The organism is Mesorhizobium sp. WSM4846 (assembly GCF_055811415.1).
Genome location: NZ_JBVVPZ010000023.1, coordinates 12,658 through 38,345, shown reverse-complemented (window position 1 = coordinate 38,345; position 25,688 = coordinate 12,658). Strand labels below are relative to the sequence as shown.

Below are 25,688 nucleotides of genomic sequence, written 5' to 3'. Positions count from 1 at the left end.
GCCCCGAAACTGCGAACCTACTTCTGGATGCAGGTATCGACCGTATCCTTGGTGCACTCGTCGAGACCGGTGAAGACCGGATCGGCGACGGGCTTGCCTTCGACCAGGTCGATCATCACCGAGGGCGCCTTGTAGCCCATCTCGAACGGCCGCTGGCCGACCAGCGCGGTCACCAGACCCTCCTTGGCAATGGCCACTTCGTCGCCGATCGTATCGGCAGCGCCGATGACGAACTCGTTCTTGGCGATCTTGTCGGCCATCGGCTTGAACAGGTCGCGATAGGGCTGCGGCGCGCCGAACAGCGGCCAGCCGCCCATGATGCCGAAGGCATCGAGGTCGGGATTGGCGGCGAGGATATCGGTCATCGCCTGCACGCCCTTGGCGCCGTCGTCATTGGTGAACACCGGGCAGCCGGCGACCTCGGTCCAGCCGCCCTCGCCCTTGAGCGCCGGGAGATCCTTCTGGCCTGAAAGCGCGTCGCGCATGCCCTGGGCGCGGCGCAGGATGTTGTCAGCCGCCGGATTGCCTTCAATGGTGCAGATCTTGCCGCCATCCGGCTTGCCCTTCTTGATGTACTCGCCGATCTTGTAGCCCATCAGGTAGTTGTCGGTGCCGAGATAGGTCTTGCGCAGCCCCGCATCTTCCTTGCTGAGGTCGGCGTCGAGCGTCATGATCGGGATCGACGGATTGGCGCTCTTGATCGTCTGGGCGATCAGCGGTGCGTTGGACGGCGAAATCGCCATCGCCACCGTGTCCGGCTTGCTCAGCATGTCCTGGACGATCTGGGCTTCGCCGGCTTCGTCCGAGGTCGATGCCGGACCGGTGTAGAAGCACTCATACTCCGAGTCGGCGTTTTCCTTGTTCCATTTCTGGCAACCCTGGTTGATGGCCTCGAAGAACGGATTGTCGAGCCCCTTGACCACGATGACGAGCTGTTTCTTGGCCATGGCCGGCCCGGCGCCCAACGCCAGCATGGCGACGGCAGCGAGCAATAGTGATTTCCTCATTTCAGTCCTCCCTTGAAACAGACGGACACGGCGTGCCCGCCACACAGACCAGCCCGGATGCGCGATGACAGAGGTTCGTTTCGCGAGCGCTCGTGTCGTCAAGCCGGGCCGATAAGAATTTCCAGATGCGGTTGCAGACCAGCGCGATGGACGCTGCCAGATCCTCGACCGATAAACCTCCGCCTGCTCAGCCCCGGCGAGCCGGGGCAGGAGATCGGCATAATCTCCTCCGACGCTTAGCTAATATCGGCTTGCGACGGACGTCAATTGCTATTTGTCCTACAAAACGGATTTTTCGAAAGAAGCCGCTGTTGACGGCAAGGGGGCATATGCGTAAATGGGCCAAAGCGCGGTTCCCGGGAGGAGCTGGGAAGAGCGAGGCCGCGGCAGGACCGCAGGCCGAAAGCACGGAGGAAGCAGACTGGTGCCGGTTCTCGAACTCGCCAACATCTCAAAACATTTCGGCGCCATCCAGGCCGTCAACGACGTTTCGCTGTCGATCGAGGCCGGACAGGTGGTCGGGCTGATGGGCGACAACGGCGCCGGCAAGTCGACGCTGGTCAAGATGATCGCCGGCAATTTCCGCCCGAGCCATGGCACGATGCAGATGGACGGCAAGGAGCTGATCCTGCACAAGCCGGTGGAGGCGCGCCAGCACGGCATCGAGATCGTCCACCAGGATCTGGCGCTGTGCAACAATCTGACGGCCGCCGCCAATGTCTATCTCGGCCGCGAGCTGCGCCGCGGCGTCGGGCCGTTTCGCATCCTCGACTACGCCGCCATGTACAAGCGCGCCGGCCAGATCTTTGCCGTGCTGAAATCCGAAACCCGCCCGCGCGATCTGGTCAAGCAGATGTCGGGCGGCCAGCGCCAGGCGGTGGCAATCGCCCGCACCATGCTTTCGCAGGCCAAGATCGTGCTGATGGACGAGCCGACGGCGGCGATCTCGGTCCGGCAGGTCGCCGAGGTGCTGAACCTGATACGCCATCTGCGCGACCAGGGCATTGCCGTCGTGCTGATCAGCCACCGCATGCCCGACGTCTTTGACGTTGCCGACCGCGTCATCGTCATGCGGCGCGGCCGCAAGGTCGCCGACAAGACGATCGCGTCGAGTTCGCCCGAGGAAGTCACCGGGCTCATCACCGGCGCCATCGAACAGGTTTGATGCCAGCCGGTTTCACCACGCAAGCAGATAAAGGTCGACGATGGCAGTAACTCTTGACCAGACGATCGCACAGAAACAGCACACTTTGCTGACCAGGGTGTTTGCCAGCCAGACCTTCTGGGTGGTGATCGCGGTCATCCTCGCCTGCCTGTTTCTGTCCGTCGCCACCGATTCCTTCGCCACGACGAAGAACCTCTACAACATCACCCGCAACATCACCTTCGTCGCCATCGTCGCGCTCGGCATGACCTTCGTCATCATCACCGGCGGCATCGACCTGTCGGTCGGCTCGGTGCTTTGCCTGTGTTCGATGGTGCTCGCCGTGACCATGCATGCCGGCTACGGCATCGAGGTCGGCATTGCCGCTGCGATCGCGACGGCGCTGATCATCGGCGCCTTCAACGGCATCCTGATCGCCTATCTCGGGTTTCCGCCGTTCGTGGTGACGCTTGGCATGCTGTCGATCGCGCGCAGCCTGGCCATGGTCACCTCCAACAACACCGTCGTCTTCCAGTTCGGGCCCGACCACGACAAGCTTCTGGCGCTGGGCGGCGGCGCCTTTGTGTTCGGCATCGCCAATCCGGTGCTCTACATGATCGTGCTGGCGCTGATCACCGGCTTCGTCCTGCGCTGGACGAAATTCGGCCGGCACATCTTCGCCATCGGCGGCAACGAGCATGCGGCGACGCTGACCGGCGTTCCGGTGCGCCAGATCAAGGTCGCGGTCTACATGATCTCGGCGCTGGCGGCAGGCCTTGCCGGCATCATCCAGACCGGCTGGCTGGGCGCCGTCACCACCAATCTCGGCAACGGCATGGAGCTTCAGGTCATCGCCGCCACCGTCATCGGCGGCGCCAACCTGGCCGGCGGCATGGGCACGGCCTTTGGCGCCGTCGTCGGCGCGGCGCTGATCGAAGTGATCCGCAACAGCCTTGGCCTGCTCGGCATCAACGCCTTCTGGCAGGGGGTGTTCATCGGCGGCGCCATTCTGATGGCGGTCCTGTTCGACCGGCTCCGCAATTTCCGGCGCAACGAGTAGGGCCGCAGGTCACGCGCGCAATTCGTTGTCGTTGCTATCGCTCAGTCTGAAAATCGGCCGGCACGCCGCGTGGCCGGCGCCAGGCGCGCACATGCGCCTTGACGCAGGCCCGGACTGAGCCGCACTATCCCGATTGCAGGCGAAGGGAGGCCAGTCGCCTGCGGGAGGATATACCCATGACGGAAGCGATCAGGCTCTACTGGGGCCGGTTCGGACATGTTTCTGTCCTGAACGTCGCCAGCGACTTCGTCACCCATGCCCATGTCGAGGCGCATATCATCATCTGGCTGGAAGGCACGGCCGGCGAGATGACCATCGGCCGCGAGACGGTGCGGCTTGGGCCCGGCACCGCCGCCGGCATCAATTCCTTCCAGCCGCACAGCCACGCTTTGTCCCGCGACGGCCGGCCCGGCCTGTTCCTCGCCTTCTACATCGATCCGGACTGGGCGCGCCGGCGCCGCGACCTGCGGTCGACCGCGCCGCTGTTTTCGGCACCGGCGATCACGCTGGAGCCGTGGCTGCACAAGGCGGCAGCCAATCTTCTCGACCATCTCAGCGACAATGAGAGCATCGACGACATCGCCAATTACGAGATCGAGCGCTTCATCGACAGCGTGCTCGACGCCGCCGACGCCTCGGCGCCACAAGTGGCGCGCGCCCGCGTCCACTGCGTGCAGGATTTCCGTGTCCGCAAGGCGATCCAGCTGATGAAGGCCAATGTCTGCGAACGCATCTGCTTCGACGAGGTGGCGCGCAGCGTCGGCCTGTCGCGGCCGCATTTCTTCGCGCTGTTCAAGGAGCAGACCAATCTGACGCCCAATGTCTACTGGAACACGCTGCGCATGGAGGAAGCGGTGCGGCAGTTGCAGTGGTCGCAGGAACCGCTGATCTCGGTCGCCTGCAATCTCGGCTTCACCACGCAGGGCAATTTCTCGCGCTTCTTCCGCGACCATGTCGGCGTTCCGCCGACACTCTATCGCGAGGCGGCGCGGGCCATTTCCTGAGCCATTTTCACACCGCCCGTTTTTTTCAGATTGCCGGTTTTTTTCAGACTTATTGATAGGCGTTCAAGACGCATTGATAAGTGCTGCCGGGCTCGCCGCCCTACCCTCGCGACACAGATATCTGCAAGGGAAGCATCATATGGCGAAAGTCACCGTCTCCAGCGTCATCGACGCACCGGTCGAAAAGGTCTGGGCGCGCATACGCGATTTCAACGGGCTGCCGAGCTGGCACCCGCGCATGGTCGAAAGCCATATCGAGGACGGCAAGGACGCCGGCACGATCGGCTGCGTGCGCAACTTTCAGCTCGCCAGCGGCGCCCGCATCCGCGAGAAGCTGCTCGACTTCTCTGACGATAATTTCCTCGTCAGCTACTCCATCCTGGAGACGCCGCAGCCGCTGACCAACCACCAGGCGACGCTGCAGCTGCGCCGGGTGACCGATGGCGACCGCACCTATGCCGAATGGACCGCCAGCTTCGACGCGGCTCCAGAGGAAGCCGACAAGCTGGCCGAGGGCATGGGCGCCAATGTCTTCCAGGGCGGCTTTAACGCCCTGAAGACCCATTTCGCCGGCCAGGGTTGAGCTGAATGGGGCTCACAAAAAGGAGCGTTCCATGGCGCTTGCACTGCAGACTTTCTCGACGGTCAAGGACGCCAATGCGGCGCTGAAAGCCGCCGGCACCCGCTATCTCGGCGGCGGCACGCTGGTCGTGCGCGCCGCCAATGAAGGCGACGTTTCGGTCTCCGGCCTCATCAGGTCGACTGAGCCGGCGCTGTCGGCCATCACCGTTTCCGGCAGGGAGGTCCGCATCGGCGCTTCGGTGACCATGGCGGCGATCGCCCGTCACCCGGATCTGTCTTCCCTTGCCCGCGCCGCGCGCGCCGTCGGCGGCCCGGCGATCCGCAACATGGCGACCGTCGGCGGCAATCTCTTCGCTCCGGCGCCCTATGGCGATTTCACCGTCGCGCTGCTGGCATTGGGCGCAACCGTCGGCACCGATGACGGCGAGGTGCCGATCGAAACCTTCCTGGCAAAACGCGAAGACAATCACGCCATCGTCACTTCGGTCGGCTTCAGCTTGCCACTGGAAGGCGGCTTTCGCTTCCTGAAAATATCGAGGGTCAAGCCGAAGGGCGTCTCGGTGCTAAGCATCGCCGCCGTGCTGGAACAAGCGCCGGACGGAACCGTGTCATCGGCGCACATCGCGCTTGGCTGCCTGGCCGACCGGCCGATGCGCGCCAAGGCGGCGGAGAAGGCGCTGCTCGGCAGGAAACTCACCAGCGATGGCATCGCGCCGGCGCTGGCCGTCGCGAGCGACGGCACCTCGCCGATTACCGATGCGGTCGCCAGTGCCTGGTATCGCAACGAAGTCCTGCCGGTCCATCTCGGCCGGCTTCTGCTCGCCTGAAGGCCGATGGCGCGCATGTCCGCCTGGCTGCGGCGCAAGGAGTAAAAGATGGCAAAGATCCCGGTTCAGTTCACGCTCAACGGCGCGGAGAAGGCCGAATTCATCGACAGCGGCACGACGCTGCTCAATGCGCTGCGCGACAAGGTCGGCGACACCTCGCCGAAAGGCGGCTGCCATCAGGGCACATGCGGCGCCTGCTCGGTCATCATCGACGGCGAGTTGCGGCTGTCCTGCCTGACGCTCGCCGAAACCTGCAACGGTGCGGCGATCACCACGACGTCAGGGCTTTCGCAAGGCGGCGTGCTGCATCCTTTGCAGCGCGCCTTCCTCGACGCCTTCGCCACCCAATGCGGCTTCTGCACGCCGGGCATGCTCATGGCCGCCAAGGTGCTGCTCGATCACACGCCGGACCCCAGCCGCGACGAGGTGGTCGAGGCGCTGTCGGGCAATATCTGCCGCTGCACCGGCTACGAGCCGATCATCCAAGCGGTGCTGACCGCCGCGCGGTCCAATTCGCAGAACGCAGCTTGAGGGGAGTCGAAAACATGGAACTCCGCAAGAGCTACTTCGCCGACCAGCGCAAGGACGATCTGCACGAGATCGGCCAGCCACGGCCGCGCTCCGATTCGCCCGGTCATGTCACCGGCAAGACCGCCTATTTCGCCGACCGCAATTTTCCAGGCATGCTGCATCTGAAGATGGTGCGCAGCCCGCATCATCACGCCCGCATCCGCAGCATCGACACTTCAGAGGCGCAGATGCATCCGGGCGTGGTGAAAATCCTGACCGCCAAGGACGTGCCGCACAATGTCTACACCATCCTGATCCTGATCCAGATCGGCCCGGAGGACGAGACGGTGCTGGCCGACGGCAAGGTGCGCTGGAAGGGAGAAGCCGTGGTGGCGGTGCTGGCCGAGACCGAGCGTGCCGCCCAGGAGGCGGCGGCCAAGGTCAAGGTCGACTACGAGGTGCTGCCGGCCGTCTTCGACATGGAAGAAGCGCTGAAGCCCGGCGCGCCTGTCGTCAACGAATATCACGGCCGGAATTATTACCTCTATGACAGCGGCGAATGCCGCAAGGTGCGCTTCGGCGATGTCGAGGCCGGTTTCGCCGGCGCCGATCACGTGCTCGAGCAAACCTATCAATCGTCGCCGATCGAGCACGCGCCGACCGAGACGACCGGCTGCATCGTCGCGCCGGAGGGCAACGACCGCTTCACCTGCTACACCAACACGCAGGCCATGTTCTTCACCCTCGACAACGCCTCGATCATCCTGCAAATGCCCGGCAACAGACTGCATTTCGTCGGCGGCACCGTCGGCGGCGGCTTTGGCGGCAAGGTCGACGTCATCGTCGAACCGATCGCCATCCTCGGCGCCAAGCTGACCGCGCGGCCGGTCTCGTTCATCTACAGCCGCGAGGAGGAGATGCAGATTTCCTCGCCGCGCGCCGCCGAAAAAGTCGTCATCAAGGACGGCGTCATGAAGGACGGCCGTATCGTCGCCAGAAAAGTCACCGGGTACACCGATGCCGGCGCCTATTCGCGCCATTCGCCCTATGGCGCGCAGAAGGGCGCCGGCCACTATCCCGGCCCTTACACCATCCCGAATGTCTGGATCGACACCTACTGCGTCTACACCAACCGCACCCCCTCCTCCGCCATGCGCGGCTTCGGCGTCACCATCGGCGATTTCGCGCTTGAGGTGCAGATGGACAAGCTCGCCCGGCTGATCGGCATGGACCCGCTTGAATTCCGCTTCATCAATGCCTACCGCGACGGCGACATGAAGGCGCACCGCCAGCCGACCGAGGGCGCGGCGCTGATCGAGTGTATGCAGGAAGCCTCGCGCGCCGCCAACTGGCCGGTGGCGGAAAAATTCATGGCGATGTCGTCCTACGCGAAGGGAGCTTGAAATGGCGATCAGGCGCGGGCGCGGCGTCGCCGCGATCAACTATCCGACCGGCATGAACCTCGGCGGCGATCCAACCCAGGCGCTGGTCCATTCGACGCCGACCGGCAATTTCATGGTGACGCTGTCGAGCGTCGATCTCGGCCAGGGGATGAAGCAGATCATGGCACAGATCTGTGCCGAGACGATCGGTGTGCCGACCGACCGCGTCGTCGTCGACACCGCCGACACCGACACCGGCCCGCACTGCATGGGCACCTTCGCCTCGCGCGGCACCCACCGCGCCGGCAACGCCGTCATCCAGGCGGCCAGGGAAGCCCGCCAGGTGATGCTGGAAGTGGCGGCAGAGGAACTGGAAGTGAACGCCTCGGATCTCGAGACCGACGGCCAGGGCAACATCCTGGTCAAGGGCGCGCCGCAAAGATCGATCTCGATCTTCGATGTCGCGCTGTCGGCGCATTTCAAGCGCGGCCGCTCGATTTCCGGCCGCGGCATGTTCTTGATCCCGCGCTCCTATCCGGAAAAAGAAACCGGCGCGATGAAACCGTCGACCTGCTACGCGCATGCCTGCACGGTGGTCGAGGTCGAGGTCGACGACGAAACCGGCGAGGTCACCGTGCTGACGGTCAAGAACGTCTTCGAGATCGGCCGCGCGCTGAACCCGAAAATGGTCGAGCAGCAGCTCGTCGGCGGCTCGTGGATGGGCATCAGCCACGCGCTCTACGAGACGACGGAACCCTATTACCCCGACCGCGATCATGGCGGCATCGACTTCAACCAATATCTGATGCCGGGACCAGGCGATCTTGCGCCAACCGAGATCATCGTGCTGGAGAGGCCCTCGGCCGACGGGCCGTACGGCGCCAAGGGGCCGGGCGAAATGTGCGCCAACCCGCAAATCCCGGCGGTCGCCAACGCGGTCTTCGACGCCGTCGGCGTCCGCATCGACACGCTGCCGATCACGCCGGAACGCATCCTGCGGGCGCTGAAGGCGCAAGCCTCGAACTGAGTGCTGGAAATGCCCAAAAGAAGCGCCCGGACTGGAAGCGCCGACACTGTCGTGATCTCGCCGGAGGCGGTGGCATCGCGCCTCGCCGCCTCGCGCTATCTGGCCGATGAAAGCCTGGCCACCGCCATTTTCCTGGCGATCCGGCTGGGCAAGCCGCTGCTGCTCGAAGGCGCGCCGGGCGTCGGCAAGACCGAGGCGGCCAAGGCGATAGCCGAACTGCTCGGGCGCGACCTGGTGCGGCTGCAATGTTATGAGGGCATCGACGCAGCACACGCGCTTTACGAATGGAACTACCAGCGCCAGTTGCTCGCCATCCGCCACGCCGGCGAGCGTGAGGTCGACATCTATGACGACCGCTTTTTGATCGCACGGCCGCTGCTGCAGGTGCTGAAGGCGCCGGAAAAGCGCGTGCTGCTGGTCGACGAGATCGACCGTTCCGATCATGAGTTCGAAGCGCTGCTCCTGGAATTCCTTTCCGATTTCCAGATCAGCATTCCCGAGCGCGGCACCATTCGCGCCAAATCGCAGCCGATCGTCATCCTGACCTCGAACCGCACCCGCGAACTGGCGGAAGCGCTGCGGCGGCGCTGCGTCTACCACTGGATCACTTATCCCGACGCCGAGCGCGAGGCCGCCATCATCATGCTGCGCGCCGGTGACGTCGCCGGGGCGACCGCACGCGCCGTGGCATCTGCCGTGCGCGACATCCGCGCCCGCCCGCTGGCCAAGCCGCCGGGCATCGCCGAAGCGGTCGAATGGGCCAACGCCGCGACGATCCTCGAAAAGGGCGGCAGCCCGTGGCCGGAAGCTTTTCGCCGCGCCATCGGCGTGCTGATCAAGGACGAGGAGGACCTGTCCTACATCGCCCCCGAGCTTGGCCGGATCGTCGAGGAGGCATTGGCGTGAGCCCCGCGGCCCTACCCCGGGCGGCTGCACCCTTGCTCGGCTTTGGCCGGCTGCTGCGCCGCTACGGCTTTCCGGTGGCGCCCGAGCAGGTGTCAGGCTTCATGCAGGCGGTGACGCTGCTCGGGCCCCGCTCCATGGCCGATATCCACGAGGCGGCGCTTGCCACGCTGGCGCCGCCGCCCGACCGCCGCGACGAATTCGAGGCGCATTTCCGGAGCTATTTCTACGGCAACACCGCGGCCGTCATCGAAGGCGAGGCCGACGAGGAAACCCGCATCAAGGACGACGGCGGCGCCAGCGACGAGGACAACGAGGTGGCGCGTCAGGCGGAAGGCGGCGCGCTGTCGTCCGGCGCCGAACAGTTGAGCGCCCGCGACTTCCAGCGCGTCGGCGACGGGCTTGCCGCTTTCCGCCGCAAGCTCGCTAGTGCCCTGCCCGCCCGCCGCTCCTTCCGAACCGTGCGCACGCACGCACGCGGCAAGCTCGATCTGCGCCGCTCGCTGCGCGAAATCGTCAGTGCCGACGGCGATATTCCGTCCCCGCTGCTGCGCCGCCGGCAGACCGTGTCGCGCAAGCTTTTGCTGCTGATCGACGTGTCCGGCTCGATGAAGCTCTACACATCGGACTATCTCAAGCTGGCGCATGCGGCGGTGCAAGGCGCGGACCGGGCTGAAATTTTCACCTTCGGCACGCGGCTGACCCGCATCACCACGGCGCTGCGTATTCGCGACCGCGACCAAGCGCTCGCCCGCGTGGCAGCACTGGTCGACGACTGGGATGGCGGCACCCGCATGGGACCGACGCTGCTCGCCTTCCTGTCGGTGCCGCGCTTTTCCTCACTTGCACGCGGCGCGGCGGTGGTCATCCTGTCGGATGCCCTGGAGCGCGGCGACCATGCCGAGCTTGAAATGGCGATGCGCCGGCTGAGCGCCCGCGCCTTCCGGCTGTCGCTGGCGACGCCGCTGGCCGGCGATCCGCGTTTTCAGCCGGCGACGGCAGCACTTCGCGCCATCCTGCCGGTGCTGGACGATCTGGTCGACGGCTCATCGATCGCCGCTCTCAGCGATTTCATCCTGTCGCTCGCCCGCCCCGCTCCGGCGGCCGCAGCAATCTGGAAAAGGGTTTCATGATGAAAAAGGCGATCGACGCGCATTTCCACATCTGGCGCCAGGAGGATCAGCCCTGGCTGCGCGGGCCGATGGTGCCGCGCATCTTCGGTCCCTACGAGCCGATCCGACGGGACTACCAGATCGAGGAATTCCTCGCCGACCAGCAAGGCTCTGATGTCGAGAAGGCGGTCTATGTCCAGACCAACTGGGCCAAGGAGGATTTCGAGAAAGAAGTCGCCTTCCTGCAGACGACGGCTAACGAAACCGGCTGGCCGCACGCCATCGTCGGCTATGCCGACATGACGGTGGACGACGTGCGCCATCAGGTCGACCGACTGATCAAATACCCCCTGCTGCGCGGCGTGCGCATGCAACTCCACTGGCACGAAACGCCGGCCTCCCGTTTTGCCGCGTCCGCCGATCAGGTCGTCGACCCGAAGGTGCGGGCCAATGTGGCGCGGCTGAAGGATTATGGTCTGTCCTTCGACCTGCAGCTTTTCCCGGCCCAGATGAAGGACGGGCTGACGCTTGTCGGCGAAAATCCTGAAACCAATTTCATCCTCACCCATGCCGGCATGCTGACCGACATGTCGGAGGAAACCACGCAAGCCTGGAAGGCCGGCCTGCGCACGCTTTCAGCGGCGCCAAACCTCTACGCCAAGCTGTCCGGTCTCGGCACCTTCGTCCACCGCAACGACCCGGCGCTGATCGCCTACATCGTCGACAACGCAATCGACATCCTCGGCAGCGACCGTCTGATGTTCGGCTCCAACTTCCCGATCGAAAAGCTGTGGACCAGCCACGCCGAACTGATCAAGGCGCACCGGCAGGCAGTAGCCAAGCATGGTGCGGCGGCAGAGGCGGACATTTTTTGGAACACAGCGGAGAAGGTATATCGGCCGGTGTGACGCGCTGCCCCCTTCCAAACACCCTTGTGGGAGAAGGTCACGCCCGATGGCCCGAAACCTTGGCGCCGGCGGACCGCGGCAGCGCCAGGAAGCGGAACGAGGCCACGAGCCCGATGGCGCCCATCGCCAGGAAGGCGAGGCGGAAGTCGACGAGGTCGGGCGCCGCCCCGGCCCTGGCGATCTGCGACAGGTTGAGCAGCGCCGCGGCGACCGCCACGCCGAACAGCATCGCCACCTGCTGCAGCATGCTGGACAGCGTCGCCGCCGAGCTGCGCTGCTCCGAAGCGATATCGGCGAAGGCCAGCGTGTTGAGCGCGGTGAACTGCATCGAACGCGTCAGTCCGGCAATCAGCATCAGCGCCACCACCAGCGCTTGCGGTGTCTGCGGCGATATCGCGGCGCAGGCCATGATCGATAGCGATGCGATCACGCCGTTGACGACCAGCACCGAACGGAAACCGAAGCGCTTCAGCGTCGGCGTCGTCACCGTCTTCATGCCGAGATTGCCGAGGAAATAAGCCAGGATCAGCATGCCGGCATCGACGGGTCTCAGGCCGAATCCGACCTGGAACAGCAGCGGCAGCAGGAACGGCGTGGCGTTGATGGAGACCCGGAAAATGGTGCCGGCCGACAGTGTCGATATGGCGAAAGTCTGCACTTTGAATGCAGCAAGGTCGAGCAGCGGATTTTTGGCGCGCGCCAGGTGCCGCACGGCCAGCCAGCCGATCAGGACGCCCGCGCCAAGCAGCGCCACGGTCGGCAATGCGCCGTCTTGCGGATGGGCGATGCGCTCGAGGCCGTAGAGCATTGAGGCAAGCCCGACCGAGGTCACAAGGAAGCCCGGCCAGTCGAGCGGCCTGGTTTCGGAAGCGCGGTCGCCGGGAATGAAGCGGGCGACTAGCGCCAGGCCGGCCGCGCCGAGCGGAATGTTGATGAAGAAATTCCAGTGCCAGGACAGATAGGTGGTGATGAAGCCGCCAAGCACCGGCCCGATCACCGGCGCAAATAGCGCCGGCCATGTGATCAGCGCGGTGGCGTTGAGAAGCTCGGACTTCGAGGCGTTGCGCAGCACCAGGATGCGGCCGACCGGTGTCATCAGCGCACTGCCCAGGCCCTGCACGGCACGCGCGGCGACGAACTGGGTCAGGTTCTGCGAGATGCCGCAGGCGATCGAGGCCAGCGTGAACAGGGCGATCGCCACGAGGAAGATGTTGCGCGCGCCGAAGCGGTCGGCGAGCCAGCCGGACAGCGGCACGAACACCGCCATGGTCAGCATGTAGACGGTGATGCCGATGCTCATCGCCACTGCCGGCACGCCGAAGGATTCTCCCATCTGCGGCAGCGATGTCGAGATGATCGTCGAATCCAGAAGCTGCATGAAGAAGGCGACGGCGACGATCAGCGCCACGCGCCGCGCCTGCCGCGCCGCCGTCGCGGTTTCGGGCAAGGCTTTGTTTTCGGGAATGGCGGTCATGCGCAGAACTGTACGAAAGGTTTCCCGCGCCACTGGGACCAGGCGATTGTCCGGCAAATCGTTGACGCACCGGTTTGAACAGCATTTGGGCGGCGACGTCCAGACTTGGCCCAACAAACTTTTGTGTCGTACGCGACCAGTCACGGCAGAGAAGGTATATCGGCCGGTGTAGCGAGCAGCGCCCTTTCCTTCTCCCCTTGTTGTGGGAGAAGGTCACAGCAGGTCCTGGCCGGAGCGTCTCATCCGGCGTCGATCTTCTCCATGAACTGACCGAGCTGATCCGGGTCCATATGCACCACATGCTTGTCTTCGGGATAGGCCAGGCTGTTGACGTCGGCGACATATTCGGAAAAAGCAGCGATGCGTTCCGCCTGCAGGCGGTCATATTCGGCGGCGAAATTGCGATAGACCTTGGAATGGCGCGGCATGTGGCCACGGTTCTGGCCAAGGATATCGTCGGCGAACAGATATTGCGCGTCGCAGCCGGTGCCGGCCCCCATCGACAGCATGATCAGCGAAGTGCGTTCCGAAATCGCCTTGGCCACCTCGACCGGCACGACTTCGATCTCGGCGCCGATCGCGCCGGCCGCTTCGTATTGCTTGACTGCGTCGAAAATCTGCATGGCGCTGTCGGCGGTCTTGCCGACCGCCTTGAAGCCGCCGGTCCAGGTGGCGCGCGACGGGATCAGGCCGACATGGCCGATCACCGGGATATTGTCATCAGCCAGCCGTTTGACAGTGGCAAAGCCGGCGCTGCAATAGACCGCGTCGGCGCTCGCCTTGTAGAGCCGGAACGCCCAACGGACGAAATCGTCGGCTGTGCCGATCTCATAGAAATTGTCGCCCGGCATGGTGAACAGGCTGGGTGCGGCATCGCGGTATTGCGGGTTGAGCACCAGCTCCGGCGGCACCGAGACGATGTCCACCCCGGCTCTTTCGGCGGCCTCGGCCTCGTCCATCGTCAGCACGCGCAGCATGGTCAGTTGCCGCTTGCCCTTCATGGCACGCAGATCGGCAATCGTGGGTCTTTTACGGCTCATCGATTTGGTCCCCTTTGTTACGTGAACGGAAGGCCGGTCAGGCGATCTGGATCATCACCTTGCCAGCTTCGACCTTGACCGGATAGGTCTGCAGATTGACGCAGACGGGAGCCCCTTTGGCCTGGCCGGTCTTGTAATTGAAGCGGCCATTGTGCTTGGGGCATTCGATGATGTCGTCCATGACAAGCCCATCGGCCAGGTGGGCCTTCTCATGCGTGCAAAACCCGTCGGTGGCGAAGAATTCGTCATCAGGGGAACGGTAGATTGCGAAGGTGCGGCCGCCATGGTCGAAGCGGATGACATCCTCTTCGTCGACGTCGTCCACGGCGCACGCTTCGACCCAATCGGCCATCTCTGTTTCTCCCGAAATTCCTGCATTGCGGCGGCGCACGGTGCCTATTCAGCTGCTGCCGACATGTTCACTTCGTGGAACTCGCCACGATAGGGCCGTGCCGTCGGCGGCAGTTCGCGCTTGAGGAAATAATCCTCGTATTTGAGCTGCCTGAGCAGGACCGGCCAGACCTCGCGATAGGCATGCCACATCGACGGGTTCGGCTCAGGCAAATCGTGCTTGATCAATTCATGCAGCCTGGGCAGCGCATGATAGGGCACCATCGGGAACATATGATGCTCGACGTGGTAGTTCATGTTCCAGTAGATGAACCGGCTGATCGGATTCATGTAGACGGTCCGGCTGTTGAGCCGATGATCGACCACATTGTCGGCGAGACCGATGTGCTGCAGCAGGCCGGTCAGCACCATGTGCCAGGTGCCGTAGAGGCGCGGCACGCCGATGAGCACCAGCGGCACCCATGATCGCATAGTGAGGGCGAGCGCAATCGTGGCGATGTAGATGGCGACATGCCAGCGCGCGGCGATGACGGCCTTGTGCTGTTCCATCTCGGGAACGAAGCTTTTCTCGTCGGGCGTCAGCTTGCCGAACGCCTGGCGTACCAGCGCCGGAAGCGAATAGCGAAAATCAAGGATACCGGTGAAAGCGAGTGCGGTGCGCAGCAGGTCCGGCGGGCGCATCACGGCGATCTCGGCGTCGCGCCCGACGATGATGGTGTCGGTGTGGTGGCGGGCATGGCTCCAGCGCCAGGTCACCGGGTTGCGCATCAGCATGAAGCTGGCAATCTGGTAGACGACATCATTCATCCAGCGCGTGCGGAAAGCCGTGCCGTGGCCGCATTCGTGCCAGCGCGAATCACTGGCCGAGGCATAGAGCACGCCATAGACGAAGAAGAACGGCACGCACCACCAGGTGCCCCAGAAGTAAACGCCGCCGGCGGCGGAGACCAGGATGGCGCCCAGCCAGATGGCCGTGTCGCGGATTGCCGGACCGTCGGAGCGTTGCATCAGCTCCTTCATCGTCTTGCGCGGCACATCGGTATGGTACCACTCCGCCGAGGCCAGCCCGGTCTCGATCGCAATCCGCGTGCTTTCGCCGACCAGGTTGTAATCGCGCTTCACCTTGCCAGCCATTGTGACCTCCAATTTCCGAACGGCCGCGAGCCCTCTCCACTCCGGCTAGGGCCAGCCTTCCAATTGGTGTTTCGCATCGCCTTCGCCATTGTCACGACCTGCCTCCGAGAACAGGAAAATGACCCGATGGCCGCGGATATTCCTCCCGCGGCTGCCTGGCAATCGCTGCGATCCGGCTCTCGGCGGCGGCGATCTCGCCGGCGCCGTCGAGAACCCGAAACACCGCTTCGTACGAACGGCTTTCGCCGTGCTGCAGCCAGATCATCTCGCCGCGTTCGCGCGCTGCCAGATTGCCCAGCACATGATGCGTCGACGGCTCGATGCCGAGCGCATAATGCCCGGCCTGGAAATTCTGCCACTCATAGGAGCAAGGTAACTGCTGCTTGCGGGTGACGACTTCGAGACCGAGGCCGAGACGGTCGTTGACCACCGCCACCGGCACGTCGCCGTTGGCGTCGGCGCCGAGTTCGTGCTGCCAGACCTGTTCAATGAAGCCCAGTTGGGGTGCCGGTGCCGTGCGGTAGCCGACCTTCTGCGCCTCATAGCGCTCGCCGGCATGGCCCGCCCAGACGACGTCGCGGATCGGCGCCAGGTAGCGCGAGCCCTCGTCGAGCACCGGATGGCTGACATTGATGTGATAAAAGTACATATGCGGCGTGCGGCTAAAACCGTGATTGACGACGCGGTCCGAAAGCCGGATCTCGTTGCCGCCGACATCGGCCTCGATTCGCCGCAGCAGATGCAGATCCTCGCCGAACACCGTCGACTGCTGGACGATGCCTTCGGCCCACAGCACGCAGCGGTCGCCGTCCCATGTCTCGCCATAGCCGGTCAATCGCGCCGGGATGGTGCTGACGCGGCCATGCAGCGAATGGCGCACCGTCTTCCTCGGCGGATAATTGTAGCTGTCGGCGGGTACCTCGTTCATGAACAATATATGGTCGAGGCCGCAGGTCAGCAGCAGGCCGGAAAACGACCGCGCCCAAGCCAGCCCCTCCTCGCCTTCATATTCGTGCAGACCGGGATGGCGAAAGCCGCTCGGCGAATGCCAGCCGATCGCCTGGCCCCTAAAATCGCAATCGGCGATGTCGAGCGCCCGGTCGACCAGCGCGGTGAAGCGCAGGCCGGAGCCGGTGCGGAATTCGAGCATGCGGATGCCGCGCTCCACCCCGTCGCCAAGCGTCATCAGCCGCACGCCGGCGAACTGCGACAGCATGCCGGACCGTTCCGAGACCTGCCGGCGCGAAAGCGTCTTGCCGTAAAGCTCTACCATGTGACGGCTAGTTCCTTCACTTCGCTCTCGTCTCCTTGAGCAGGGCCGACATGTCGGCGCCGGTGATGATGCTCTCCACCGTCAGCAGATCGGTATCGGCGACCGTCTGCTCGGCGACGATCTCGCCACGGCGCATGACGATGATGCGGTCGGCGACCTGGAAGACATGATGGATATTGTGGGTGATCAAAAGCACCGAATGGCCGGCGGCGCGCATCTCCTTGACGAAACGCAGCACACCGTGCGTTTCCTCGACGCCGAGATTGTTGGTCGGCTCGTCAAGGATGATGACCTTGGCGGCGAACTGCATGGCCCGCGAAATGGCGATCGACTGGCGCTCACCGCCCGACAGCGTGCTGACCAGCGCATCGGCGTCGAGTTTTTTCGAGATGCCGACGCGCTTCAAAAGTGCTGCGGCGGCATCGCGCAGTTTGGCGAGATCGAGTGGCGCGAACACGCCCAGCCATTTCATATTGACCGGCTCGCGGCCGAGAAAGAGATTGCGCGCGATGCTCAGGTCCGGCGCCAGCGAGGTATCCTGGTGGATCGTCTCGATGCCGAGATCCATGGCGTCGCGCGTCGAGCGGATCGAGACTTTTTGGCCGCGCACATAGATGTCGCCGCGGTCGACGGGAAAGACGCCGGAGATCGCCTTGATCAACGTGGATTTGCCGGCGCCATTGTCGCCGAGCAAGGCCACCACTTCGCCCTCGTTGAGGGTGAAGGAGGCGCTCTTCAGCGCGCGGACGCTGCCGAAGGACTTTTGCAGGTTCTGCAGCCGAAGCACTTCCATGGTCAGCTCCTGGCGGCGTTCTTCTGCAGCAAAGCGTGCAGGATGAGCATGGCAAGGATGATGACGCCGACGAAGATATTGTAGGCGAGGCCGGGCACGCCGATCAGCACGATGCCGTTGCGGATGCTGCGCAGCATCAGCGCGCCGACGATGGTGCCCAGGATGGTGCCGCGCCCGCCGGTCAGCGCCGTGCCGCCGACCACCACCATGGCGATCACTTCGAGCTCGTATCCGGTACCGGCTACCGGCGAGGCGGCCGAGATGCGGAACGCACTGATCATGCCGGCCAGACCCGCCAGCACTGAGGTCAGGATGAACAGCCAGACCTTGACCGCATCGGCCGGCACGCCGCGCGCCACCGCAGCGTTGCGGTTCGAACCGATGGCGCTGATCCAGTTGCCGAGCTTGGCGTAGCGCAGCACGTAGATCGCCAGCAGCGACAGGCCGATGAACCACCACAGCGAGGTATAGAAACGGAACGTTCCGATATTGAAGCTGCCGGCCAGCAGTGTCACGAAAAAGCCAGGCTGGCCCCAGGATTTCAGCGGAAAGCCTTGCGTGATGTAGAGCGCAGCACCTCGCACGACGAGCAGCATCGACAGCGTCACCAGGAACGAGGAGATACCGATCTTGGTGACGATCAGCCCGTTGATGGCGCCGATCGCCACGCACAGCAATAGCCCGGCAAGCAGCGCGATGCCGATATCGAACCCGCCGTTCTGCACCAAAAGCATGACGACGACCGGCGCAAGGCCGAACACGGCGCCGACCGAAAGGTCGAACTCGCCCGCCGTCAGAAGCAGCGTCATGCCGAGCGCGATGATGCCGAGTTCGGGCAGGAACGCCATCATGTTGGAGATGTTGAGCGGCGACAGGAAGTTCGCATCGGCGATCGCGAACACCGCCAGCAGGGCAATCAGGATGACGAGCGAGGAGAATTGCGGCGAGCGGATCAGGCTCGACTTGCGTTTGGAGCGCGGCATTTCCTGTTCTGCGGCGATAGTCATGACTGCCTAGATCATAGCTCGGGGCGGCGCCCGCCGCCTGCGCAGCGGGCGTCAGTTTCAATCACTTGTCGTAGAGTTTCAGGATCGGTTCGACGCTCGATGCGTCGTAGAGGCTGAAAGTGTGGATGTCGTAGCCGATCGGTTCGCCCGCGGCGGCAAGCCCGAGCACCGCCACCGGCATGAAGCCCTGTGCCGACGGGAACTGCCAGGCGGCCGCGTTGACGAAGCCGGCCTTGACGGATTCGGCGGTTTCCCTGGAATTGCCCCAGCCGACGACCGGGATCGTGCCGGCTGGCACGCCGGCGCCGTCGAACACCCGCTTGATGCTGGCCGCCACGGAATCGCCGAGCGCGATGATCGCCGGCGGATTGTTGGCGACCATGTAGTCGGTCATCTTGGCGATGATGCCGGCCGGATCGGTGCCGCAATCGACCACGTCGTATTTGATGCCGAGCGGATCGAAGACGCTGGCGATGCCTTCGGTCTCGAGCTGCTGATAGCTGGCGCCCGGCACTTCCACCGGCAGGAACACCTTGTCGCCTTGCTTCACCATCTTGTGGTCGACCAGATATTTCGCCCAGATGACGCCGGCTTGCCTGAGGTCGGCGCCGACATAGGCCTGCCGGCCGGTCGCTGGATCGTCGGTGTTGAAGAACACGATCGGGACGCCAGCCGCCTTGGCTGCCTTGACCTCCTCGGTCCATAGGCCGGGCTGCGCCGAGGTGGTGGCGATGCCGTCCGGCTTGGCGGCAAGTGCGGAGTTGAAGGCCTCCTTCTGCGCCGCCATGTCGCCGCCGCTGAACGAGATCTTGCAGGTCACCTTGAGCTGGTCGCAGGCCTTGGTCGCGCCTGCATTCCAGTCGATCCAGAAGGCGTCCGACGGGCCGCCATGCGACAGCAGGTAGAACGTCTTCTGAGCATCCTGCGCCAGCGCCGGTGCAGCCAGTGCAACACCGGCGAACACGGTCGCCGCAGCCGCGATTTTCGATACGAATCTCAACATTCTCTTCCTCCCTTTTTTGTGGCCGTCACAGTCCGTTGGCGCGGAATTTCTCGTCGAGGAATTTCTTGGCGCGCGGCACGTCGTCCTCCGAAAGGTGCTCGATGATGACCGGGATGTTCGGGTGCTTTTCGGCCAAACGCTTGAGATAGAGGTCGTAGTTCAGCGAACCGAGGCCGGGCGCCGGCAGCTCGATCTCGCCGACACCGCGAAAAGTGTGGCTTTCCAGCGCGTCCTCGTCGCCGATATCGGCGTGCTTCTCCGACTTGTCGCCGCCCGAGCGCTTGACGTCCTTGGCGTGGGCTATTTTGATCTTGTCGGTCAGGGTGTCGAATACCTGGTTCAGGATTTGGTCCATCCTGTCGATGTTATGGGTCTCGAAATAGTTGGTCGGATCCATCAACAGGCCGAGGCCGGGATGGTCGACCTGCGCGAACATCTTCACCGTCTCCTCGACCGAGCCGACGACATTGTTGACATAGGTTTCGAGCAGGAACACCGCGCCGTGGTCGTAGGCGGTCTGGGCAAGGTCGGCGATGACCTTGCGGCATTCCTCAAAACCTTCCTCGGTCTTGTTCTTGGGATGGTGCACCCAGTCGGATTCGGTGTTGTAGGTGCCGGTTTCCGAGATCACGTAAGGCGTGCCGAATTCGCGCGCATTGCGGATGATCTCCTTGAGATAGCCGACGCGCCTCTCGCGCTCGCCCATGTCCGGATGAATGATGTTGGTGTAGCCCGACACGCAGCACACCGGCAGGTTATGGTCGCGAAACGTGTCGCGAACTGTCCTGGCCTTTTCCTTGGTGATCTGCCCGACCGACAGGTCGATATCCCTGAAATGCAGGTCGAGCTGCACCGTGTTGAAATCGAGCGCGCGGATCTTCTGCGCGGTTTCCTTGAGGCCGTACGGGAAATAGCCCGTGAAGATACCTGCCTGCATCATGATATGAAATCCTCCCTGTAAGCGATTCAGTTGATTGGGTTTATCGAGATTTCGGACAGCTTGACCGTGCGGCGCTCGTCGATCGAGCGATAGCCGGCTTCGATCAGCGCCATGGTCTTGGTGTTGTCGGCGACGGAAAGTGCCGGCGGCTCACCCGTCTTGACCGCATGCTGGAGTTGCTCCATCACGCCGATGAAGGCATGCGGGAACCACATCGTCTCCCAGCTGGGTGTCACCCATTCGCCGCCGGTGGTCTCGGTCGAGGCATAGGTCAGCGTTGAGGGCGAACCCGTCGGCCAGCCGATCGTGCCCTTGGCGACGCCCTTGGTGCCGTCGACGCGCCAGTTGATGTGCTGGTCGTCCCTGTAGCCGTCCTGGCGCGGGCCGGACCAGACATCCTCCAGCGATACGGCGAGCACGCCGGACGGAAATCGCATCGTCGAGACGGTGATGCCGTCGGAATGGTCGAAACGCGTGCGCGGATCCTTGCGGGTCAGCGTGGTGATCTCGTCGGGATCGCCGAACAGGAAACGCAGCACGTCGAGATGATGGACGCTCATGTTGGCGAGCGTCAGCCGGTCATAGTCCTCGAGAAATGTCTGCCAGTGCGGGATCGCATGCATGTCGATCTGCGCGAAGACGATATCGCCGAGCGCGCCGCTGTCGATGATCTGCTTCAGCACCCGCATCGACTGGTCGTAGCGCATGTTCTGGTTGACCGAGAGGATCTTGCCGGCCCTGGCCGCCTCGTCACGCAGTTTGACCGCTTCATTGAGCGACAGCGCCAGCGGCTTTTGCGCCAGGATCGCCTTGATATGCTGCTGCTTCAGCGCATGGCGGATCAGTGCCGGCTGCTGGTCCGGCGGAAACGCAAGGTCGATGATCTCGACATTTTTGTCCTCGATCAATTGTTCCGGCGTGTCGTGGACGGTCGGTATCTCCCAGCGCCTGGCGACCTTCTCGGCGCTGGCCTTGGTCCTGGAGGCGATTGACACCACGGGAAAACCAGCTTCCTGGTAGGCCGCAAGGTGACATTCGGTCATGATCATGCCGGCGCCGACGCAGCCGATCCTGTATTCCCTGGTGCGGACTTTAACGTCCGGCTCGAAGTCCTTGCCCGCTATTCCTTCGCCAGCCATCTGATCCTCCCGAAGCTCGTTTCTTAGAACCGCTGTCATCGCGCCAGCGCTGCCCCGCTTTGCCCAAAATAATGCACCCTGCCCGGCTCGCAGGATATCGCCACCATCGCGTCCGGCCTGATATCGGGCTGGCCGCGCAGCAGTGCCCGCAGACGCGCCTGCCCGGCGGCGAGTGTCACCACGGTGTAGCCGCCGAGCGGCTCGACCTCGAACACTCGCGCCGGGCGGCCCGCGCGCCCAACCGACATTCCATCATCCGATATTTCCCCATCCTGCCAGGGCCGGACCTTGATGTCTTCCGGCCTGAGCCCAATCTCGACGGCATCGGCCGGCGCGGCCTGGTCCGCGATGCGGATCGTGCCTTCGGCCGCCTCCATGCCTTCCGCGCCGCGCACCGACTTCAAGATGTTCATCATCGGCGAACCGAGCAGCCGCGCGACATAGGTGCTGGCCGGCCGATCATAGATCTCGGCCGGCGCGCCGGTCTGCCTGATCCTGCCGTTTTCCAGAATGGCGATGCGGTCGGCGACAGACATCGCCTCTTCCTGGTCGTGCGTGACATAAATTAGCGTCTTGCCGAGCTCGCGCTGGATGCGCTTCAGCTCGACGCGAGTCTCCTCGCGAAGCCTGGCGTCGAGCGCCGAGATCGGATCGTCCATCAGATAGGCATTGGGGTCGCGCACCAGCGCCCGAGCGATCGCCACGCGCTGCCGCTCGCCGCCCGAAAGCTGCGCCGGCGGCTTATGCAGGATGTGGCCGATATGCAGCTTGGCCGCGACGTCTGCGACACGCTTTTCGATTTCGGCCTCGGCGACCCGGCGTTCGACCAGGGGAAAGCGGACATTGTCGCGCGCGCTCATATGCGGAAACAGCGCCAGGTTCTGGAACACCATGGCGACATTGCGTTCGGCCGGCGACACCGTGTTGACCGGCCTGCCGCCGATCAGGATTTCGCCGGCGTCCGGCGTCTCCAGCCCGAGCACCAGACGCAGCACCGTCGACTTGCCCGATAGCGGCGGGCCGAAGAAGCAGAAGAACTCATTGTCGTTGACAGTGAACGAGGCGTCGTCGACGGCGAGCGTGTCGCCATAGCGTTTCGTCACATTGCGGAAGACGATATCGGCCATGGTCTCAGCCCGCCTTCATGGCAAGGCCGGTGGCGGCGTCGAACACACGCACGGACGCCTGGGCCGGCGCGACAACCGCTGTCTGCCCGATCGCCAGCCCGACGTCATTGTCGAACACCGCCTTCACCGTGCTCTCGCCCTGGCCGAAATGGACGATGGTGCGCGCGCCGATGCGCTCGACGAACGTTACCGGCATCGACAGGCCGCGGTCTGAGAGAATCACCTGCTCAGGCCGAAAGCCGTATAGCACATCTCCGCGCGCGGCCCTCACCGCCGCGGCGAGATTGTCCGGCAGCGGCGGCGTGACACCGAGCGGGCCGAGGTCGATGACCAGGCCCCGATCGCTTTCCGCCGGCCTGCCCCTCAGCAGGTTCATGCCTGGCGCGCCGATGAAGCCGGCGACGAAAACGTTGACCGGATTGTTGTAGACCTCGAGCGGCGTGCCGACCTGCTGCAGCACGCCGTGGTCCATCACCGCGATGCGGTCGGCCATGGTCATCGCTTCGAGCTGATCGTGGGTGACATAGACCATGGTCTGCCGGAACTGCCGCTGCAGCTGCTTCAGCTCGGTCCGCATCACCGCCCGGAAGGCGGCGTCGACATTGGACAGCGGCTCGTCGAGCAGGAAGATCGACGGCTCCATGATCGCCGAGCGGCCGATCGCCACCCGCTGCAATATGTTGACCGACAGCCGGTCGGCTTTGCGGTTGAGCAGCGGCGTCAGCTGCAGCATCTCGGCAATCGCGCCGACGCGGCGGTCGATCTCGGCTTTTGGCGCGCCGCGCATTTTCGGGCCGTAGGCGAGGTTCTGCCGCACGCTCATATGGGTGAAGATCGCGTAGTTCTGGAAGACGAAGCCGACGCCGCGGCGTCCCATCGACACGCCGGCCATATCGCGCTCACCGAACAGGATCTTGCCGCTGCTCGGCTCCTCCATGCCGGCGATCATGTTCATCGTCGTCGACTTGCCGCAGCCCGACGGCCCGAGCAGCGCCATGAACTCGCCGTCGGCGATGGCAAGATCCATCGTCTTCAGCGCAGTGAAGTCGCCGAACTTCTTGACCAGGTTCTGCAGATGGATGGCGCTCATGCCGTCAACTCGCGTGCCCGGGCCATGCGCTTCATGGCAAACACCGCGGCGATGGACAGCACGATCAATATGGCCAGCGCGATCGCCGCGACATAGCCCCAGATCAGGTCCTGGGTGGTGAGCTTGTAGATGTAGACGGACATGGTCTCGGTGGCGACGCCGGGGCCGCCGCCGGTCATGATGTAGAGCGTGTCGAAGATCTTGAAGTTCTCGATCAACCGGATCGCCAGCGCGATGATGATGATCGTCTTCATCTTCGGCAGCACGATGGTGACGAAGCGCTGCCAGGGATTGGCGCCGAGCAGCGTCGCCGCCTTGATCTGGTCTTCGGGCACGCCGACCAGGCCGGCAAGCAGGATGAGGAACATCAGCGGCGTCCACTGCCAGATATCGGCGACCATGACGGCGATGAGCGCCAGCGTCGGGTCCGACAGCCAGGCGATGGTGACGGGCAAGCCTGATAGCGCCGACAGGATGTCGTTGACCGGTCCGCCCGACTGGAACAGCATGAAGAACATGTAGCCGGCCACCGCCGGCACCACCATCATCGGCATCAGCAGGATCGAATAAAATATCCGCTTGCCCGGAAACTCGTCGGCAAACAGTGTTGCGAGCGCCAGACCGAGCAGGAATTCCGCCGGCACGCAGACGATCATGACGATGGCGGTGCGCTTGAGCGCGCTCCAGAAGCGAGCGTCGGCGGCAAGGTCGGTGTAGTTGGCAAAATTGTTCCACAGCGACCAGGCGCTCCACCAGCCGAGGCCCGACAGCGGCGACCAGTCGGTCAGGCTGATATAGAGCTGCATCAAGAGCGGGAAGACCGCGATGAACAGCACCAGTATCTGCGCCGGCAAGGTCAGCCGGAAACCGAGCTTAGCCCCTTCATCACGCAAAGCCGGTCTTGCCTGGGCCGGATCGCTGTTGTCTTCCGGGATGGGAGCCTGATCCGAAATTGCGGCAGTCGCAGCGCTCATTGCTTGAGCGCCCCGAAGGTCAGCCCACGCACCAGATGGCGCTGGATGGCGATACCCATGATGACAGGCGGCACCGCCGCGATCAGGCCGAGAGCTGCCTTGGCGCCATAGAGCTGCCCGGTCATCGAGGAGGACAGCGAGGCCATGTAGACGGGGACCGTCACCCATTCGCGCGTCGTCAGAAGCAGCGCGATCAGATAGTCCGACCAGTTGAGGATGAAGACGAACAGCGCTGCACTGGCCAGTGGCGCGCGCATCATCGGCAGCGTGATGCGGGTGAAGACGCGCAGCCGTGAGCAGCCCTCGACCAGTGCCGCTTCCTCGATCTCGCGCGGCATGTCGTCGAAGAAGGTCTTCATCAGCCAGAACGCAAAGGGCAGCGTGACGATGCCGTAGATCAGCGACAGCCCCCACCAGCTGTCGGTGAAGTTGAGGAAGGCCCACATGATCATCACCGGGGTCATCACCGCCATTGGCGGAAACAGGCGGAGCTGGATCAGCGCCAGCGGCAGGTTCTGGCCCGAGCCGAAGCGCGACAGCCCGTAGGCCGCCGCAGTGCCCGCCGACATGGCGATCGCCGTTCCGAAGGTGGCCGACAGCAGCGACGACAGGATCGGCTTCAGGGCGGTGCGGTCGAGCGCGACGATCAGGTTGTTGGTCGATTCACCGAAGACGAAGCGGAAATTGCTGAGCGTCGGATCCTTCGGCCACCAGCTCAGCTCGGCGCCGGTCGCCGACCATTCGGCGATCGGCTTGAAGGCCATCGACACCATCCACAGGATCGGCACCAGCGTCACCGCGATGGCGGCAAGGATCGCTGCATAGCGGAATATTTCGAAGGGAACGGAACGCTTCATCTTGCCGCTTTGCTGGTAAC

At 64.0% G+C, this 25,688-nt stretch carries 26 protein-coding genes; 11 read left to right on the top strand and 15 right to left on the bottom strand.

The annotated features are described in order from the left end of the window. Positions 1-17: 17 nt before the first annotated feature. Positions 18-1,007 (bottom strand): sugar-binding protein, encoded by a 990-nt coding sequence (locus AC0L15_RS19580; RefSeq protein WP_023798646.1) that lies wholly within the window; start codon positions 1,005-1,007, stop codon positions 18-20. Positions 1,008-1,431: 424 nt separating this feature from the next. Between AC0L15_RS19580 and AC0L15_RS19575 the strand changes: the two genes are divergently transcribed. From AC0L15_RS19575 to AC0L15_RS19525, 11 genes are all read left to right on the top strand, one after another. Further along, entirely contained in the window at positions 1,432-2,172 is a 741-nt protein-coding gene (locus AC0L15_RS19575) for an ATP-binding cassette domain-containing protein (RefSeq protein ID WP_027154335.1), read from the top strand. 40 nt (positions 2,173-2,212) lie between these two features. Next, a complete protein-coding gene (locus AC0L15_RS19570; RefSeq protein WP_287249960.1) occupies positions 2,213-3,211 on the top strand; it encodes an ABC transporter permease in 999 nt (332 codons plus the stop codon). Between the two features lie 176 nt (positions 3,212-3,387). Next, positions 3,388-4,215, top strand: a complete 828-nt coding sequence (locus tag AC0L15_RS19565; protein WP_027154337.1) for an AraC family transcriptional regulator — start codon at positions 3,388-3,390, stop codon at positions 4,213-4,215. Between the two features lie 139 nt (positions 4,216-4,354). After that, positions 4,355-4,798, top strand: a complete 444-nt coding sequence (locus AC0L15_RS19560) for an SRPBCC family protein (RefSeq protein WP_128170186.1) — start codon at positions 4,355-4,357, stop codon at positions 4,796-4,798. A 31-nt stretch (positions 4,799-4,829) separates the two neighbouring features. Continuing rightward, positions 4,830-5,624, top strand: coding sequence for an FAD binding domain-containing protein (locus AC0L15_RS19555; protein ID WP_287249962.1), 795 nt, complete (start codon positions 4,830-4,832; stop codon positions 5,622-5,624). Positions 5,625-5,672: 48 nt separating this feature from the next. Continuing rightward, positions 5,673-6,155: a (2Fe-2S)-binding protein gene (locus AC0L15_RS19550; protein ID WP_287249963.1), complete on the top strand. Its 483-nt coding sequence runs from the start codon at positions 5,673-5,675 to the stop codon at positions 6,153-6,155. Between the two features lie 14 nt (positions 6,156-6,169). After that, positions 6,170-7,537, top strand: a complete 1,368-nt coding sequence (locus tag AC0L15_RS19545) for a xanthine dehydrogenase family protein molybdopterin-binding subunit (RefSeq protein ID WP_473496804.1) — start codon at positions 6,170-6,172, stop codon at positions 7,535-7,537. Between the two features lies 1 nt (position 7,538). Then, positions 7,539-8,543: a xanthine dehydrogenase family protein molybdopterin-binding subunit gene (locus AC0L15_RS19540; protein WP_287249967.1), complete on the top strand. Its 1,005-nt coding sequence runs from the start codon at positions 7,539-7,541 to the stop codon at positions 8,541-8,543. Positions 8,544-8,552: 9 nt separating this feature from the next. Further along, positions 8,553-9,449 carry an AAA family ATPase gene (locus AC0L15_RS19535; protein ID WP_128170190.1) on the top strand — a complete coding sequence of 299 codons (897 nt, stop codon included), beginning with the start codon at positions 8,553-8,555 and terminating at the stop codon, positions 9,447-9,449. Between the two features lie 53 nt (positions 9,450-9,502). After that, entirely contained in the window at positions 9,503-10,579 is a 1,077-nt protein-coding gene (locus AC0L15_RS19530) for a vWA domain-containing protein (RefSeq protein ID WP_287249990.1), read from the top strand. Then, positions 10,579-11,466, top strand: coding sequence for an amidohydrolase family protein (locus tag AC0L15_RS19525; protein WP_287249991.1), 888 nt, complete (start codon positions 10,579-10,581; stop codon positions 11,464-11,466). Before AC0L15_RS19530 ends, AC0L15_RS19525 begins: the two co-directional genes overlap by 1 nt. Before the next feature lie 37 nt (positions 11,467-11,503). On the opposite strand, the gene AC0L15_RS19520 is transcribed toward AC0L15_RS19525, so the two are convergent. The 14 genes from AC0L15_RS19520 to AC0L15_RS19455 form a co-directional block, all read right to left on the bottom strand. Beyond that, a complete protein-coding gene (locus AC0L15_RS19520) occupies positions 11,504-12,940 on the bottom strand; it encodes a DHA2 family efflux MFS transporter permease subunit (protein ID WP_287249968.1) in 1,437 nt (478 codons plus the stop codon). 239 nt (positions 12,941-13,179) lie between these two features. Further along, positions 13,180-13,980: a 3-methyl-2-oxobutanoate hydroxymethyltransferase gene (locus tag AC0L15_RS19515; RefSeq protein ID WP_287249970.1), complete on the bottom strand. Its 801-nt coding sequence runs from the start codon at positions 13,978-13,980 to the stop codon at positions 13,180-13,182. Positions 13,981-14,017: 37 nt separating this feature from the next. After that, positions 14,018-14,332: a MocE family 2Fe-2S type ferredoxin gene (locus tag AC0L15_RS19510; protein ID WP_287249971.1), complete on the bottom strand. Its 315-nt coding sequence runs from the start codon at positions 14,330-14,332 to the stop codon at positions 14,018-14,020. A gap of 44 nt (positions 14,333-14,376) precedes the next feature. Next, a complete protein-coding gene (locus AC0L15_RS19505) occupies positions 14,377-15,465 on the bottom strand; it encodes a fatty acid desaturase family protein (protein WP_287249972.1) in 1,089 nt (362 codons plus the stop codon). Positions 15,466-15,556: 91 nt separating this feature from the next. Continuing rightward, positions 15,557-16,738 (bottom strand): aldose 1-epimerase family protein, encoded by a 1,182-nt coding sequence (locus AC0L15_RS19500; RefSeq protein ID WP_287249974.1) that lies wholly within the window; start codon positions 16,736-16,738, stop codon positions 15,557-15,559. Between the two features lie 16 nt (positions 16,739-16,754). Further along, the gene (locus AC0L15_RS19495) at positions 16,755-17,537 is read right to left on the bottom strand and encodes an ATP-binding cassette domain-containing protein (RefSeq protein ID WP_473496822.1); all 783 of its coding nucleotides are present in this window, start codon (positions 17,535-17,537) and stop codon (positions 16,755-16,757) included. Continuing rightward, a complete protein-coding gene (locus tag AC0L15_RS19490) occupies positions 17,534-18,538 on the bottom strand; it encodes an ABC transporter permease (RefSeq protein WP_287249978.1) in 1,005 nt (334 codons plus the stop codon). The genes AC0L15_RS19495 and AC0L15_RS19490 overlap by 4 nt, the downstream gene beginning before the upstream one ends. Before the next feature lie 61 nt (positions 18,539-18,599). Further along, the gene (locus AC0L15_RS19485) at positions 18,600-19,541 is read right to left on the bottom strand and encodes a sugar ABC transporter substrate-binding protein (protein ID WP_287249979.1); all 942 of its coding nucleotides are present in this window, start codon (positions 19,539-19,541) and stop codon (positions 18,600-18,602) included. 25 nt (positions 19,542-19,566) lie between these two features. Continuing rightward, the gene (locus AC0L15_RS19480) at positions 19,567-20,481 is read right to left on the bottom strand and encodes a sugar phosphate isomerase/epimerase family protein (protein WP_023798628.1); all 915 of its coding nucleotides are present in this window, start codon (positions 20,479-20,481) and stop codon (positions 19,567-19,569) included. A gap of 26 nt (positions 20,482-20,507) precedes the next feature. Next, positions 20,508-21,620: a Gfo/Idh/MocA family protein gene (locus AC0L15_RS19475; protein ID WP_287249980.1), complete on the bottom strand. Its 1,113-nt coding sequence runs from the start codon at positions 21,618-21,620 to the stop codon at positions 20,508-20,510. Between the two features lie 35 nt (positions 21,621-21,655). Continuing rightward, positions 21,656-22,747 carry an ABC transporter ATP-binding protein gene (locus AC0L15_RS19470; RefSeq protein ID WP_287249982.1) on the bottom strand — a complete coding sequence of 364 codons (1,092 nt, stop codon included), beginning with the start codon at positions 22,745-22,747 and terminating at the stop codon, positions 21,656-21,658. Positions 22,748-22,751: 4 nt separating this feature from the next. Further along, complete coding sequence (locus AC0L15_RS19465) at positions 22,752-23,837, bottom strand: ABC transporter ATP-binding protein (RefSeq protein ID WP_473496801.1); 1,086 nt, start codon at positions 23,835-23,837, stop codon at positions 22,752-22,754. Beyond that, positions 23,834-24,811 carry a carbohydrate ABC transporter permease gene (locus AC0L15_RS19460; RefSeq protein ID WP_473496799.1) on the bottom strand — a complete coding sequence of 326 codons (978 nt, stop codon included), beginning with the start codon at positions 24,809-24,811 and terminating at the stop codon, positions 23,834-23,836. Before AC0L15_RS19460 ends, AC0L15_RS19465 begins: the two co-directional genes overlap by 4 nt. After that, a complete protein-coding gene (locus AC0L15_RS19455) occupies positions 24,808-25,668 on the bottom strand; it encodes a carbohydrate ABC transporter permease (protein WP_473496797.1) in 861 nt (286 codons plus the stop codon). The genes AC0L15_RS19460 and AC0L15_RS19455 overlap by 4 nt, the downstream gene beginning before the upstream one ends. Positions 25,669-25,688: the final 20 nt, after the last annotated feature.

Coding starts and splice junctions, on each gene's coding strand:
- AC0L15_RS19580 (WP_023798646.1), bottom strand. CDS start 1,007: ATGAGGAAATCACTATTGCTCGCTGCCGTCGCCATGCTGGCGTTGGGC.
- AC0L15_RS19570 (WP_287249960.1), top strand. CDS start 2,213: ATGGCAGTAACTCTTGACCAGACGATCGCACAGAAACAGCACACTTTG.
- AC0L15_RS19565 (WP_027154337.1), top strand. CDS start 3,388: ATGACGGAAGCGATCAGGCTCTACTGGGGCCGGTTCGGACATGTTTCT.
- AC0L15_RS19560 (WP_128170186.1), top strand. CDS start 4,355: ATGGCGAAAGTCACCGTCTCCAGCGTCATCGACGCACCGGTCGAAAAG.
- AC0L15_RS19555 (WP_287249962.1), top strand. CDS start 4,830: ATGGCGCTTGCACTGCAGACTTTCTCGACGGTCAAGGACGCCAATGCG.
- AC0L15_RS19550 (WP_287249963.1), top strand. CDS start 5,673: ATGGCAAAGATCCCGGTTCAGTTCACGCTCAACGGCGCGGAGAAGGCC.
- AC0L15_RS19545 (WP_473496804.1), top strand. CDS start 6,170: ATGGAACTCCGCAAGAGCTACTTCGCCGACCAGCGCAAGGACGATCTG.
- AC0L15_RS19540 (WP_287249967.1), top strand. CDS start 7,539: ATGGCGATCAGGCGCGGGCGCGGCGTCGCCGCGATCAACTATCCGACC.
- AC0L15_RS19535 (WP_128170190.1), top strand. CDS start 8,553: ATGCCCAAAAGAAGCGCCCGGACTGGAAGCGCCGACACTGTCGTGATC.
- AC0L15_RS19525 (WP_287249991.1), top strand. CDS start 10,579: ATGAAAAAGGCGATCGACGCGCATTTCCACATCTGGCGCCAGGAGGAT.
- AC0L15_RS19520 (WP_287249968.1), bottom strand. CDS start 12,940: ATGACCGCCATTCCCGAAAACAAAGCCTTGCCCGAAACCGCGACGGCG.
- AC0L15_RS19515 (WP_287249970.1), bottom strand. CDS start 13,980: ATGAGCCGTAAAAGACCCACGATTGCCGATCTGCGTGCCATGAAGGGC.
- AC0L15_RS19510 (WP_287249971.1), bottom strand. CDS start 14,332: ATGGCCGATTGGGTCGAAGCGTGCGCCGTGGACGACGTCGACGAAGAG.
- AC0L15_RS19505 (WP_287249972.1), bottom strand. CDS start 15,465: ATGGCTGGCAAGGTGAAGCGCGATTACAACCTGGTCGGCGAAAGCACG.
- AC0L15_RS19500 (WP_287249974.1), bottom strand. CDS start 16,738: ATGGTAGAGCTTTACGGCAAGACGCTTTCGCGCCGGCAGGTCTCGGAA.
- AC0L15_RS19490 (WP_287249978.1), bottom strand. CDS start 18,538: ATGACTATCGCCGCAGAACAGGAAATGCCGCGCTCCAAACGCAAGTCG.
- AC0L15_RS19485 (WP_287249979.1), bottom strand. CDS start 19,541: ATGTTGAGATTCGTATCGAAAATCGCGGCTGCGGCGACCGTGTTCGCC.
- AC0L15_RS19480 (WP_023798628.1), bottom strand. CDS start 20,481: ATGATGCAGGCAGGTATCTTCACGGGCTATTTCCCGTACGGCCTCAAG.
- AC0L15_RS19475 (WP_287249980.1), bottom strand. CDS start 21,620: ATGGCTGGCGAAGGAATAGCGGGCAAGGACTTCGAGCCGGACGTTAAA.
- AC0L15_RS19470 (WP_287249982.1), bottom strand. CDS start 22,747: ATGGCCGATATCGTCTTCCGCAATGTGACGAAACGCTATGGCGACACG.
- AC0L15_RS19465 (WP_473496801.1), bottom strand. CDS start 23,837: ATGAGCGCCATCCATCTGCAGAACCTGGTCAAGAAGTTCGGCGACTTC.
- AC0L15_RS19460 (WP_473496799.1), bottom strand. CDS start 24,811: ATGAGCGCTGCGACTGCCGCAATTTCGGATCAGGCTCCCATCCCGGAA.
- AC0L15_RS19455 (WP_473496797.1), bottom strand. CDS start 25,668: ATGAAGCGTTCCGTTCCCTTCGAAATATTCCGCTATGCAGCGATCCTT.